The sequence below is a fragment of the Corynebacterium sp. LK33 genome (assembly GCF_014334955.1).
Taxonomy (GTDB): Bacteria; Actinomycetota; Actinomycetes; order Mycobacteriales; family Mycobacteriaceae; genus Corynebacterium; species Corynebacterium jeikeium_D.
This window is the reverse complement of sequence record NZ_PDGU01000022.1, coordinates 26,334-40,873: the sequence shown is the minus strand read 5'-3', so window position 1 is coordinate 40,873 and position 14,540 is coordinate 26,334. Positions and strand designations below refer to the sequence as shown.

Sequence of the window (14,540 nt, the reverse complement as noted above, 5' to 3'; positions counted from 1 at the left end):
CTAGCACCCGCCCGGGACTAATACCCGCCCTGTGCGTTCGACAAAATGTCCTTGATCTGTGGGCGAACATCCAACCAGTAAATCCCCGTGATGACTAGTCCGGCAATCAGCGGGATGCCCAGCATTGCCCAGCCCAGCCACGGCAGGAGTAGGAAGATAGCCGAACCGACCAGCATGCCGGCCCAGACGTTGCGGCTCTTGCGGTCTGCAGCGTCAAAGGCATCCGCGCGGGTGGTGATGACAAGCACCGCACCGATTAGCGCCAAGATGCCGATGACAAACGGAATGGCGAACTGAAACAGGACGTCCACATAGACGGAAATTGCCATCAGCGGCGAATCCGCAAGACTGGGCAAAGATGGTAACAGGCGCACCGGGGGAACAACTCCTTTAACAGGGATGCATTGCTTTTTACATGCTAACGCACACGGTCTGATGTGCTGGGTTGTGCTGCTAAATAGCCCCAAACACCAAGGTCGACAGGGTGTAAATAGCCAAACCGGCCAGTGATCCGACAACAGTGCCGTTAACGCGAATGAACTGCAGATCGCGACCGACCATCAGTTCAATCTTGTCGGAAGCCTCATCGGCGTCCCAACGCTCGACGGTCTCGGAAATGATCGAGGTAATCTCGCCCGCGTAGTTCTCAGCGATGAAGACGACAGCCGCTTCCAGACGGCGGTCCATTCGTTTGCGCAACTCAGGATCGGACTGGATTCGCTCGCCGTAGCGGGCGGCCGTTTCCGAGACCTTCCGACGGAGCAGGGAGTCCGGGTCTCGGGCAGCGTCGACAAGCTTTGCGGATGTTGATGCCCAAATCTTCGCCGGTGCCTGTGTGACAGCGGCGGACGAAAGAATGTCAGTCTTAATTTCTTCGACCTTGGCGATGGTCTTCTCGTCGTTCTGCAAGTCTATGGCGAGCTGCGTGAGGAAGCGGTGGAGTGCCAGGCGCGCGTCGTGCTTAGAGTCATGCTGCACCTGCCAGGTCCAATCAACCAACTCGCGATAGACCTTGTCGCCGATGAGATCGTTGACAAAGCTCGGCGCCCAGGATGGGGCGCGCTCTCCGACGAGGCGGTCGATAAGATTCTGCGAGCCCAGCGACTTCCGGTGCAGCCACTCAGCCATCTGCTGGACGATGGGCTCGGTGCGCCCCTCTTCAATCAGCTGCTCGAGAACCTTACCCGCTGGTGGCCCCCACTCCGGAGCTGCAACTTCGTCGATGACTGCTGACTTCAGCACTGCGGCGGCATCGTCGGGATTAATCGCCTCCAGCACATTTCCGGTGAACTTACCGACCTCTGCTGACACTTTGTCGGCGTTTCCCGGCGCTACCAGCCATTCGCCGATACGCTCAGGGAGCTCGGCCTTACGCACCTTGTCCACAATCAAAGCGGGGTTCAGGAAGTTGTCTCCGACGAACTGCGCCAGGGACTCACCGACCTGGTCCTTCTTACGGCGGACGATAGCGGTGTGTGGGATAGGAATGCCGAGCGGGTGGCGGAACAGAGCTACGACTGCGAACCAGTCGGCGAGGGCACCGACCATGCCGGCCTCAGAAGCAGCGCGAACGTAGCCCACCCACGCGGGCACAACTTCGCCTGCGGATAAGTGTGAAGACTCAATACCGCGGCATGTGAAATACACAGCGGTTGCGATGACCAGCAGCATTGTAGCGAAAGCCTTGGCCTTACGCAGTTGCGCACGTTTTTCCGCTTCAACCTCAGGTGATGGCCCGGGAACTTCAAGACGGTCCGAGACCGTATCTACAGCTGCCGAGAGCTTAGCGGGGTTGTTATCCATGTGTATAGATTAGGCGCCGAAAACGCGAAAATGCCACCGCGCCGCAGTCCGCTGTTGGTGAGAGAGGTACTTCTCAGTACTTCCCTACCCCAGCACACTGTGCACAGTGGCATCAACTGTGGAGGTGCTAGTTCAAAAGGCTAGCGTTGCATCCGCCTAGAGGCGAGCCCCTTTAAACTGGGGCAAGCCTTTAGTGGTGAGTGCCGAATTCCTTTCGGTAAGCCTTGTAGTCACGACGACCGATGGAGATGCAGGCCACACCCGCAATAACCATAACCAGTGCGACTACCAGGCCAGCCCACATGAACACGCTGCCGTCGAAGTTCCAACCACCGGTGTAGTCGGTGTAGTTGGCGGCATCCTTAGCCAGGAAACCATTGCTGTGAGAGGCAGCAGTCTGGTCGGCAAAAACGGTCGTTGCAAGACCGAAAATGAAGGTACCCCAAGCCGCCAGAGAGGCGAGAATGAGACCCATGCCAATCCAGGTAATGCTCTTGTGAAGCGAGGAGTATTCGGCATTCATGCTCTGAGGCACGTAACCGTCGACGAAGTGCTCTTCGCCCTGGTAACGCTTGACTGCATTCGCCATAATCTATGTCCCTTCTGGAAAACTCTAATCGAGAAAGAGTCTAGTCGTCCTTACCGCGGAAGAACGAACGAGCTCGTTCCTTGGTGACGGCGGCAACCGCAGTCAGCGGGATACCTGCCGGGCAGACGTCAGCACATTCACCATAGAGGGAGCACGGACCGAAGGTGCCTTCGACCTCGTCAACCATCTTGCGGGCACGCTTGCCACGCTCTTCCTTACCCAGCGGGACCAGGGAAAGGTGAACCAGCTTTGCGCCGGTGAACAGGTGTGCAGCACCGTTCGGGCAAGCTGCGACACAAGCACCACAGCCGATGCAGGCTGCGTGGTCAAGTGCGAACTCAGCGGTCTCGTGGTTCAGGTGCAGAGTATCTGCATCCGGAGCGGTACCAGCGTTGATGGAGACGTAGCCACCCTGCTCGAGGACACGGTCCAGAGCGGAGCGGTCAACGACCATGTCCTTGATGACCGGGTATGCGGCGGAGCGCATCGGCTCGATCTTCAGGGTGTCACCATCGCTGAACTGGTGCAGGCGCTGCTGACAGGTCGGGGTGTTCTGGCCCGGGCCGTGCGGACGACCGTTGACGTTCAGACCACAGGTACCACAGATACCCTCACGGCAGTCAGATGCGAACGCGAACGGCTCCTTGCCGGACTCGACATACTTGGAGTTGACGTGGTCAAGCAGCTCCAGGATCGACATCTCTGCGACGGCGTCGTCAACGTCAACGGATTCAAAGTGTCCCTCGACGTTCGGACCTGCTTGGCGCCAGATTTCAAGGTGCAGTTTCATTACTTGTAGTTCCTTGTCATGAGCGGGACGGCTTCGAAGGTGAGCGGCTCGGCGTGGCGAATGAATTCGTGACCGGACTGATCCCATGCAGGACCATTGTTGCCTCGCTCCCATGCGGAAACGAAGCACCAGTTAGCGTCATCGCGCTCTGCCTCGCCATCTTCGGAGATGTGGTCATCGCGGTAGTGAGCACCGCAGGACTCATCGCGGTCGAGGGCGTCGACACACATGAGCTCACCGAGGTCGATGTAGTCAGCAACACGGTTAGCGTACTCGAGCTGCTGGTTCATCTCATTCGGCTCACCCGGGATGAACAGGTCAGACCAGAATGCCTTACGCAGTTCGCGGATCTCCTCGATACCACGAGCCAGGTCTTCCTTGTTACGGGCCACACCACAGTCGCGGTAGAGAATCTCACCGAGCTGGCGGTGGAAGTACTCAGCGCCGTGCTTACCCTGGATGCTCATCAGCTTGTCCAGGCGAGCCTGAGCGCGGTCCAGTGCTTCCTTGGCCTCCGGGGCATCCTCAGCCAGGCGGTCGGTACCGAGCAGCGGGCCAAGGTAGTTCGGAATGGTGAACGGCAGGGTGAACCAACCGTCGACCGAACCGGACAGCAGGGAGTTTGCACCCAGGCGGTTTGCACCGTGGTAGGTCCAGGATGCCTCGCCACCGGTGAACAGACCCGGGATGGAGGTCATCTGGTTGAAGTCAGACCACAGACCACCCATGGTGAAGTGGCAGGTCGGAGCAATGCGCATCGGAACCTTGTACGGGTCCTCACCGATTGCCTCTTCGTACATCTGAATCAGGTTCGAGTAGCGTTCCTTGATGACCGGCTGGCCCAGGCGCTCAATTGCGTCACGCAGATCCAGGTAGACGGAGTTCTTCAGCGGACCAACACCGTAGCCGGCGTTAATCTGCTGAGAGTTGGCACGGGAAGCGACGTCACGCGGGACGAGGTTACCGAATGCCGGGTAGCGACGCTCCAGGAAGTAGTCGCGCTCGTCCTCCGGGATGTCGTTGGCCGGGCGCTCGTCGCCCTTCTTCTTCGGGGTCCAAATACGTGCGTCGTTACGCAGGGACTCGGACATCAGAATGGTCTTCGACTGCCAGTGCGCGTTGACCGGAAGACCGGTCGGGTGGAACTGGATGAAGGACGGGGATGCGAAGTAAGCACCCTGGTCGTATGCACGCATGATGGCCGAAGCGTTGGAGTTCTTGGCCAGCGTGGACATGTGGTAGACGTTGCCGTAACCGCCGGTAGCCAGAATAACTGCGTGAGCAGTGTGAACGGTCAGCTCACCATTGATGAGGTTACGCATGATGGCACCCTGGCAACGGCCGTCGGCGACGATGATGTCAACCAGCTCGTTGTGGGTGAAGATCTCGACGTTGCCGAGACCAATCTGGCGCTGCAGAGCCGAGGTAGTCGACAGCTGCAGCTGCTGACCCGTCTGACCACGGGTGTAGTACGTACGGGAGACCTGCACACCACCGAAGGAACGGGTTGCCAGGGTACCGCCGTACTCGCGAGCGAACGGAGCACCAATTGCATTCAGGTGGTCGATGACGCGGACGGACTCGACAGCCAGACGCCAGCAGTCGTTCTCGCGGCAGCGGTAGTCGCCGCCCTTAACGGTGTCCTTGACGTGGCGGTAAGCGCCGTCGTTGTCGACCTTCTTACCGCGAGCGGAGTTGACACCACCCTGTGCAGCAATGGAGTGCGCACGGCGCGGAGCGTCGTGGTAGGTGAAAACCTGCACGTCGTAACCGAGCTCACCGAGGGCAGCAGCGGCAGCGCCACCAGCCAGGCCGGTACCGACGACCATGACGCGGAACTTACGACGGTTCAGCGGCGAAACCAGGTTGGCGTGATCCTTCTGGTACTGCCAGTGGTCCTTCATGGAGACCTTGTCACCCGGGGAGTTATCGGACAGAACCTTGCCGATCTTGACCCCGTCGACAACGCTTTCCGGCGCGCGGAAGTCCGCAGCGACGGTTGCTTCAGTGTTAGTCATAGTAAATTTCCTCCTCGACCTACGAGACCAGACCGGTCAGGACGGCGACTGGGATGAAGATGTTGCCGACAACAACCAGCAGCGGCAGCAGGCCGGACAGGAACAGCAGAACCTTGCGCCAGCGCTTACCGGTGATACCGAGGTCGGAAGTAGCAGTCCACAGACCGTGGGACAGGTGCAGCAGCAGAGCGAGCTGCGCAATGATGTACCAAACAACAACACCCGGACGCGAGAAGGACGCAATCACGTTCTGGTACGCCTCACCGTGCTCGAAAGAAGACGGAGCAACGCCAGCACCGATGGTCAGGTCCAGCAGGTGGAAGATGATGAAGGCCAGCAGCACGATGCCGGTGATCACCATCGAACGTGCAGTAAAGGTGTTCCAGCTGGACACCATACCCTGACGGCGGAACTTGCCGCGGGACTGCTTAGCACGTGCAGCCAGGGTGAGGCCACCGAAAATGTGCAGGACAATAGCTACCAGCAGGACAATGCGGAAAATCCACAGAATGCCCTCGTTCGGAACTGCCGGAGCACCGACAGTGCGCAGGAAGGTCGCGTATGCGTTGAAATCTTCCGCGCCAGCGAAAATTTTCAGGTTACCCAGCATGTGGACAATAACGAAGAGGCCAAACAGCACGCCAGTGACGGCCATGGTCAGCTTCAGAGCCCATGAGGGGTATTTAGGCTGCTCGCGCAGCGGTTCTACATTAATTTTGCCGTGCGCGATTGCGTCACGGTTTGAACTTTTAACAGTCATGGCACCTCCAGTGTCATATTCACTCTAAAGTCACACAGCGCCTGGTAAACATTTTTCCCCCTTTTGGGTGGGGATTTTCACAGGTTACCTAGGGCTTTTCTCCGCCTTTTCTCAGGTTATCGCATTTTAGCCACTTCTGATGTCGGCGCTGTATAAATCCCCTTCCCCACCATAAAAACGCCCCTACCCCGACTTTTGCCGATTTTTCACCCGCCCAAACCAGCTAATAACGCAACATAAATAGCACGAAAATAAAAAACCGCCCACTTTTCTCAGGTGGACGGTTTTAATACTCAATAATTATGTTGCGAAATTCTTTATTTTTACCCCTGCCGAATTCCCCAAAGAACCCAAACAGCCACCCCCAACAGGCAATCCCCCCCCCATTGGCACCGTGCACAGCCGAAGCCGTCCGACTAATCCTCGCTCTGATCCGAGTTCGCCATCACCACGGTCAACGGCTCCGGACCAATGATCACCTCATGGCTCGCGACCATAATCGGTCCAACCTGGTGGTCGCCCTCCTCCAGGGCGACTTCCACCGTGCGGCCACGCACCGTCACCCGGATACGACAACCATGAATAGTGACTCGGTACGTCAGACCACTCCAGTCTTCAGGCAGACGCGGATCGATACTGTAGCGGCCATCGTGGTCACGGAAACCACCGAAGCCATAGACCAGGGACTGCCATACTCCACCGGCAGATGCGACGTGGACACCATCGGCAGCGTTGCCATGCAGGTTCGCCAGGTCCACATAGAGTCCGCGTAGGAAGAAGTCCATTGCCTGCTCCTGCAAGCCCAACTCGGCCGCAACAATGGACTGCACAACAGCGGACAGCGAGGAATCACCAGTGGTGAGCGGATCGTAATACATGTAGTCTGCGCGCTTTTGTTCCGTCGTAAAGCGATTGCCCATGAGGAACAGTGCAAGGACGACGTCCGCCTGCTTAATGACTTGGTGACGATAAATCGTCAGCGGGTGGTAATGCAGCAGTAACGGGCGCAGGGGGCCGACCTCGGGATTGTCGAGATTCCAGCGCTTACGCAGTAGGAACTGGTCATCCTGAGGGTGAATGCCGAGCTTCTCATCGAACGGGATGTACATCGCCTCAGCGGCCTGCTCCCACTCTTCAATCTCGCGCTCGGTAAGGTCGAAGCGGTTGGTCAGTTCACGATAGGCAGCAGGGCGATCACGCTTCATCTGCCTGACGACGTCCGCAGCAACCCGCAGGTTATACTGCGCCATCACGTTGGTGTACAGGTTGTTGTTCACCACCGTGTTGTACTCATCTGGGCCGGTGACGCTGTGAATCTGGAATTCGCGATGCTCGGCATCGAAGAATCCCAGCGACATCCAAAATCTGGCTGTGCCGAGCAGCAAGTCCGTGCCCTCCTTGAGCAGGAACTCCTCATCGCCGGAGGCATAGACGTACTTCATCATTGCGTACACGATGTCCGCATCGATGTGGTACTGCGCCGTGCCGGCCTCAAAGTAGGCTGAGGACTCCTGACCATTGATAGTGCGCCACGGGAAGAGGGCACCGTCGTGCGCCAGTTCGTCGGCACGCGCCCACGCGGCTTCGAGCATGTCCCAGCGGAAGCGCATGGCATTGCGTGAGAATTGCGGCGACGTATAAGTAAGGAATGGGGTCACGTAGATTTCCGTGTCCCAGAAGTAGTGGCCTCCGTAGCCGGTGCCGGTCATTCCCTTGGCCGGCACACCTTGGAATTCGGCGCGGGCGGCGGCCTGGATAATCTGCCAAATGTTCCAGCGCACTGCCTGCTGAATCTCCGGCTGATTGTAAATAACCACGTCAGAGCGCTCCCAGAAGCGTTCGAGCCACTCCTCCTGGTTCTCCATCAGCCCCAGCATGCCGATGCGACCGACGCGGTTCAAGGTGCGCTCACAGCGGAATGCCAGCTCTTCGGCACGCACCTTACGGGAGGAGTGGTACGCGACCAGCTTCTCCAGGCGTATGACAGTGCCGACCGGCGCATCCAGGTTGAACAGGGAGCTGGCCACATCCGGCTCGGTCGACTGCGAAATCTCTACGAACGGCTCCGTGCCGTCGGGAGTGCGGACAGTAAAGGTGTGGTCCATGGAGGTAGCCACGGTCATACCGGAGTTCGCGCAGCGGTAGCCCAGCGTCGAGCGCTGCCCGTGCGCCGATTCCGACTGAAATGCCGGAATGAGAACGCGGTCTTCCAGCGCCTCGGCACGACGGGGATCCAGTTCGGTGCCCTGCGCCTTAGCAGCATCGTGGTATTCGTCCTCGCCGTCCTGGCGGTTGAGGATCTGCGAGTTAATCATCACCGCAGCATCCGCATCCAGCAGCTCGACTTCCAGACTCATCGCGGCGACATGCTTTTCCTGGAAAGACACCATGCGCTCAGAGGTGACGCGAACGCGCTTGCCACCCGGGGTGCGCCAAATGAACCGACGACGCAGCACGCCCTCGCGGAAATCCAGGCTACGTTCGTAGTCGCTGACCTCAGCATTGCCGAGACGCAGGGGCTCATCGTCAATGTAGAGACGCATTGCCTTAGCGTCCGGAGCATTGACAATCGTCTGCCCCTGGCGGGCTAGGCCGTAGGCGTCCTCGGCGTGCCTAATCGGCCAGGTCTCATGCAGACCGTTGATATAAGTGCCGTGCTCACTGGAGTCACGGCCCTCCGGCGGGTTGCCACGCATGCCGATGTACCCGTTCGACAGCGCAAACAGCGTCTCGCCCAAACCGAGCGGGAGGCCGTTCGGCTTCGTCTCAATCAGACGCCACTCATCGACCGGAGTGATGTCTCGGTCCATGAGTCCCTCGGCATTTACAAGGTGGTGGTGCTTATCCGCACGATCCGCCGGGAAGTTACGACGCTGCTTACGACGAACTGGGGACACCGTCTCCTCCTGTTTTTCAGCCTCTGCGGTCTCCGCGTCGTGACCCTGCCCCTGCGGAATCACACGCTCAGTCTCGTCGACTGCTGCTGTGGTCGAATCGTTGGCCATGATGCCTTCCGGTTTTCTCTCAGCCATTTGTTACGAGCCAGCCTAGACGAGTTCCGCCAAGTCACTGACCACAATGTCGGCGCCCGCTCTGCGCAGCGCTTCTGCGCCAGCACCTCGGTCAACACCAATGACCAGACCAAATGCGCCGGCTGCACCCGCTTGCACACCACTGATGGCATCCTCGACCACCACAGCATCGCGCGGCGCCACCCCCAGATTCTTCGCCGCGTACACGAAAGTATCGGCGGCTGGCTTACCCGGCAGGTTGTTCTCATGCGCCACCACGCCGTCAACGATCTCCACGAACCGCTCACGCAGCCCAGCGGCCGTCAGCACCGGCACCGCGTTCTTCGACGAGCTAACCACCGCCAACTGCGGTTTTTCGCTTGCCGACGAGTCCCCCGCGCCCTGTAACTCGTCGAGCAGCGCAACCGACCCCGGGTAGGCCTCAATTCCCCTCTCGACTCGCGCCAGGAAGTCATCATTCTTGCGCTTCCCGAGTCCCACAATCGTCTCGTCTTTCGCTGTGTCCTCATCGCTACCGTGTGGCAGCGAAATGCCGCGAGATTCCAGGATTGCTGCGATGCCCTCATCGCGGCGGCGGCCATCGAGGTAGGTGAAGTAGTCATCCTCTGTGTAGGCCGAGACGCCCTTGTGCTCGAAGTAGTCGCTAAACATGTCCGCCCACGCCTGCTCGTGCACATCGGCGGTAGGGGTAATCACTCCGTCGAGGTCAAAGAGGATTGCGCCCGCGCTATGGAGGAATTCTTTGGCCTTGGCGAGGTTGATAGCACTATCGGTCGTGGAATTAGTCATGGGGGGTCGCAGCTCCTTGGACGTTGCAGACTGCATTTTCTCAATTAACTTCCCAATCAACGCTAGCAACGTTGCCCCTACCCCGCTTGTGAACCCGGGTATCTCGAATCTGAGAATCATGGTGCGCTTCCCCAAAAACAAAACTGCCGGCGCGCATGCGCGCCGGCAGTATGGATATCTATTTTGTTATTTCAGGCTCGGCAGCCGCAGCCCGACCAAGAATTAATCCTGGTCGATGCCCTCGCGCTTCTTGAACTCCAGGCGACGGCGGTGCAGGATCGGCTCGGTGTAACCGGACGGCTGGTTCACACCATCGAGGATGAGCTCCTTGGCAGCCTGGAAACCAATGGACTTGTCGAAGTCCGGAGCCATCGGCAGGTATGCCTCATCGCCCTCGTTCTGGCGGTCAACGACCTCGGCCATGCGCTCCAGCGAATCGATGATCTGCTCCTCGGTGACAACACCGTGCAGCAGCCAGTTAGCCAGAGTCTGGGAGGAAATACGCAGGGTAGCGCGGTCCTCCATCAGGTCAACATCGTTGATGTCCGGCACCTTGGAGCAGCCAACACCCTGCTCAACCCAGCGGATAACGTAGCCCAGGATGGACTGGCAGTTGTTATCCAGCTCGTTGGCCTTGTCCTCATCGGACCAGTCAGCGCCCGGCTCGCCAGCCTTAGCTGCCGCTACCGGGATGGTGAGCAGATCACCGAAGGTGTCGCGGCGACCGTCGGTAAGCAGCTTGTCCTGAACGCCGAAGACGTCAACCTCGTGGTAGTGGGTAGCGTGCAGGACACCACCGGTCGGGGACGGAACCCACGCGGTGGAAGCACCCTGCTTCGGCTGACCGATCTTCTGCTCCAGCAGCTCGGCCATCTGCTCGGTCATGGCCCACATGCCCTTACCAATCTGAGCCTTGCCCTGCAGGCCGTGTGCCAGACCGGAGTCGACGTTGTTGTCCTCGTAAGCCAGCATCCACGGAGCGGTCTTCTGAACAGCCTTGCGGAACATCGGACCAGCCTGGATGGAGGTGTGGATCTCATCACCAGTGCGGTCCATGAAGCCGGTGTTAATGAAGACGACACGCTCGGAAACAGCCTTGATGGCGGCGTCCAGGTTGACGGAGGTACGACGCTCCTCGTCCATCAGGCCGACCTTCAGGGTGTTGTGCGGAAGACCCAGCAGCTTCTCAACGTCTGCGAACAGCTCGTTGGTGAATGCAGCCTCATCCGGGCCGTGCTGCTTCGGCTTCACGATGTAGATCGAACCGGTACGGGAGTTCTTACGTGCGTTGTCCTGGTCCAGGCCCGGGATTGCACACACAGCGGTGACGACGGCATCCATGATGCCCTCGAAAATCTCCTCGCCGTCGCGGTCGAGGATGGCCGGGTTCTGCATCAGGTGGCCGACGTTACGGACCAGGTTCAGGGAACGACCGTGCAGGGTGACCTCGGAACCGTCAAGAGCGGTGTAGGTGCGGTCGTCGTTGATGGTACGGGACAGCTTCTTGCCGCCACGCGTGAACTCGACTGCGAGGTCACCGACGTTCAGGCCCAGCCAGTTGGTGTAACCCAGGGTCTTGTCAGCAGCGTCAACTGCGGCGACAGAGTCCTCGAGGTCCATGATGTTGGTGACAGCGGCTTCCAGGATGATGTCCTTGACGCCAGCCTTGTCGGTCTTGCCAACCGGGGACTCCGGGTCAATCAGCAGCTGGATGTGCAGACCGTTGTGCTTGAAGTAAATGGACTCCGGTGCGTCCTTGTCACCGGTGTAGCCGACCAGGGTCTCCGGCTCGCGCAGACCGGAGGTAGCGCCACCTTCCAGGGTTGCCTGCAGGTGACCGTCGACGATGTCGTAAGAGGTGACGTCCGCGTGGGAACCGTCGACCAGCGGCAGAGCCTTGTCCAGGAAGTTACGACCCCATGCGATAACGCGGTCACCGCGGACCTTGTTGTAGCCCGGGGTGTCCTTCTCCGCACCGCCATCTTCAGGAATAGCGTTGGTGCCGTACAGCGCGTCGTAAAGCGAGCCCCAGCGTGCGTTCGCAGCGTTGATGGCGAAACGGGCGTTGAGAACCGGCACAACCAGCTGCGGGCCAGCCGTGGAAGTGATCTCGGTGTCGACGTTAGCGGTGGTGACCTGGAAGTCACCCGGGTTGTCAACGAGGTAGCCAATTTCCTTCAGGAATGCGACGTACTCATCCTGATTCTGCTCGCCCGGGTGTTCCTTGTACCAAGCGTCGAGCTTTTCCTGCAGCTCATCGCGCTTGGCCAGCAGCTCGCGGTTGCGCGGAGTGTACTTAGCGACAATGTCACCGAAGCCGTTCCAGAACGCGTCCTTGTCCTCAATGCCGGCGGCGGGGAGTGCGGTGTCATTAACGAAGTCGTAAAGAACCTTCGCGACCTGCATTCCACCTGCCGAAATACGCTGTGCCATTGCTCTCCTCAAAACTATTGATTGCAATTTGCCCATCCAGCCATGGCCACGTCAGCGGCTCACACTGGATGCGTTGTTCCCCTACTGTATGTGATTCGGCGCACTTATGAACCGTCTTTTTCCATAACCGCCAACCGCCAGCCCGGTATAGCGCCGCTCACATTTGCCATTTCATTCGCTTTACGACGAGCACCCTGCGAACAGACCCCACCCCTCCCCAATGACCATTCGGGCATTCAATCCTGACGCCACAACCAGCCCTCCCCCACCCGCATTGACTGCAGCATCCCCGGCACTCTTTCCTCCAGCCACAGAACACCACACACAATGGGAAAGTGTCGCGCCTCACAGACATTTACTATTGCGACCTGCGTATCAACGGCCAGCGACCAATCACGTCGCTACAGCCTCCGCCTTCAAACCAGACCATAAAAGCGAGATGACAACCGAGACCCTGGCCACTACCCAGGGATGCTCCGGCGGGGTACTGACGGTGTAACGGCAGTGTATTTAGAAGCCCGTTTCCACCTTTACGGCCGTAATTTCGGGGGTAGCGAAACACCCCCTAAACTCCAAACACTGTTAACGGCCAGCTTTGATAAATACCAAAATATAAATCACCCCAAAGCGGGGGGAACATTATTCGCGAGCCCGCCATAGGGAAATAACAGTACAAATGTACCGGCCGGTCACAGGCGAAAATTGTTAAAGCCAAGCTACACATCACAATGTTTGCAATCTTCACAAGTGTTATCCGTATTACATACTTGAATTCACATCGGAAGCTGCTTGACGAACGTAGCGCTATGCCCCAAAATGTGAGACATGGCACGCGGAAGCGGACATTGTTTTTGTTCGCGTGTTTGCGTGCAGGGGTACAGCACTTTGCTAGCGCCCCCTGCATTCACGTGACACCGCGGTCACTATCGGGTCAGCCTGTAGATCGGTTCTGTCGGAATTGTTCTTAAGTCAGCACCCGGAGTTCAAAAAGCAAGCAAAAGGAAGTGACTCCGTTTATGTCTAACGTTGGTAAGGCACGTACCGCCGCCGAAATCCAGAAGGATTGGGACGAGAACCCGCGCTGGGAAGGTATCACCCGCGACTACACCGCTGAGCAGGTTGCTGAGCTCCAGGGCTCCGTCGTCGAGGAGAACACCCTCGCTCGCCGCGGCGCTGAGATCCTGTGGGAAGGCGTCAACGTTAAGGACGACTCCTACATCAACGCTCTGGGCGCACTGACCGGTAACATGGCCGTTCAGCAGGCTCGCGCTGGCCTGAAGGCTGTCTACCTCTCCGGTTGGCAGGTTGCTGGTGACGCTAACCTCTCCGGCCACACCTACCCGGACCAGTCCCTGTACCCGGCTAACTCCGTGCCGAACGTCGTTCGCCGCATCAACAACGCTCTGCTCCGCGCAGACGAGATCGCTCGTATCGAGGGCGACGACTCCGTCGACAACTGGCTGCTGCCGATCGTCGCTGACGGTGAGGCTGGCTTCGGTGGCGCTCTGAACGTCTACGAGCTGCAGAAGGCTATGATCAACGCTGGTGCCGCTGGTACCCACTGGGAGGACCAGCTCGCTTCTGAGAAGAAGTGTGGTCACCTGGGCGGCAAGGTCCTGATCCCGACCCAGCAGCACATCCGCACCCTGACCTCTGCTCGCCTGGCTGCTGACGTCTCCAACACCCCGACCGTCATCATCGCCCGCACCGACGCTGAGGCCGCTACCCTCATCACCTCCGATGTTGATGAGCGCGACCAGAAGTTCATCACCGGTGACCGCACCTCCGAGGGCTTCTACCACGTCCAGAACGGCCTGGAGCCGTGCATCGAGCGTGCAAAGTCCTACGCTCCGTACGCTGACATGATCTGGATGGAGACCGGTACTCCGGACCTCGAGCTGGCTAAGAAGTTCGCTGAGGGCGTCAAGGCTGAGTACCCGGACCAGCTCCTGGCTTACAACTGCTCCCCGTCCTTCAACTGGTCCGCTCACCTCGAGAAGGACGAGATCGCCAAGTTCCAGAACGAGCTGGGCAAGATGGGCTTCAAGTTCCAGTTCATCACCCTGGCTGGCTTCCACGCCCTGAACTACGGCATGTTCGACCTGGCTTACGGCTACGCTCGCGAGCAGATGTCCGCATTCGTCGACCTGCAGAACCGCGAGTTCGAGGCTGCCGAGAAGCGCGGCTTCACCGCTGTCAAGCACCAGCGCGAGGTTGGCGCTGGCTACTTCGACCGCATCGCCACCACCGTCGACCCGAACTCCTCCACCACCGCCCTGAAGGGCTCCACTGAGGAGGGTCAGTTCTAAGTCACTCGGCTTAGGGC

Annotated in this window: 10 protein-coding genes; 1 reads left to right on the top strand and 9 read right to left on the bottom strand. The window is 59.0% G+C overall.

The annotated features are described in order from the left end of the window. Nucleotides 1-17: 17 nt before the first annotated feature. From CRD20_RS06500 to CRD20_RS06460, 9 genes are all read right to left on the bottom strand, one after another. The gene (locus CRD20_RS06500) at nt 18-374 is read right to left on the bottom strand and encodes a DUF2516 family protein (RefSeq protein ID WP_016421969.1); all 357 of its coding nucleotides are present in this window, start codon (nt 372-374) and stop codon (nt 18-20) included. A 79-nt stretch (nt 375-453) separates the two neighbouring features. Then, complete coding sequence (locus tag CRD20_RS06495) at nt 454-1,803, bottom strand: DUF445 domain-containing protein (protein ID WP_070431991.1); 1,350 nt, start codon at nt 1,801-1,803, stop codon at nt 454-456. Between the two features lie 190 nt (nt 1,804-1,993). Further along, complete coding sequence (locus CRD20_RS06490; protein WP_038627515.1) at nt 1,994-2,392, bottom strand: hypothetical protein; 399 nt, start codon at nt 2,390-2,392, stop codon at nt 1,994-1,996. Between the two features lie 40 nt (nt 2,393-2,432). After that, entirely contained in the window at nt 2,433-3,182 is a 750-nt protein-coding gene (locus CRD20_RS06485) for a succinate dehydrogenase/fumarate reductase iron-sulfur subunit (protein ID WP_016421966.1), read from the bottom strand. Beyond that, a complete protein-coding gene (locus tag CRD20_RS06480; RefSeq protein ID WP_038627513.1) occupies nt 3,182-5,200 on the bottom strand; it encodes a fumarate reductase/succinate dehydrogenase flavoprotein subunit in 2,019 nt (672 codons plus the stop codon). Before CRD20_RS06480 ends, CRD20_RS06485 begins: the two co-directional genes overlap by 1 nt. A 19-nt stretch (nt 5,201-5,219) precedes the next feature. Beyond that, nucleotides 5,220-5,960, bottom strand: a complete 741-nt coding sequence (locus CRD20_RS06475; protein WP_038627511.1) for a succinate dehydrogenase cytochrome b subunit — start codon at nt 5,958-5,960, stop codon at nt 5,220-5,222. A 416-nt stretch (nt 5,961-6,376) separates the two neighbouring features. Beyond that, a complete protein-coding gene (locus CRD20_RS06470; RefSeq protein ID WP_187405101.1) occupies nt 6,377-8,992 on the bottom strand; it encodes a glycoside hydrolase family 65 protein in 2,616 nt (871 codons plus the stop codon). Nucleotides 8,993-9,007: 15 nt separating this feature from the next. Next, nucleotides 9,008-9,781, bottom strand: a complete 774-nt coding sequence (locus CRD20_RS06465) for an HAD family phosphatase (RefSeq protein WP_187405100.1) — start codon at nt 9,779-9,781, stop codon at nt 9,008-9,010. Nucleotides 9,782-10,003: 222 nt separating this feature from the next. After that, nucleotides 10,004-12,214, bottom strand: coding sequence for a malate synthase G (locus tag CRD20_RS06460; protein WP_048732321.1), 2,211 nt, complete (start codon nt 12,212-12,214; stop codon nt 10,004-10,006). Between the two features lie 1,016 nt (nt 12,215-13,230). Here CRD20_RS06460 and aceA point away from each other — a divergent pair. Further along, on the top strand, nt 13,231-14,523 hold the full coding sequence (gene aceA / locus CRD20_RS06455) for an isocitrate lyase (protein ID WP_016421960.1): 1,293 nt from the start codon (nt 13,231-13,233) through the stop codon (nt 14,521-14,523). The last annotated feature ends 17 nt before the right edge of the window (nt 14,524-14,540 follow it).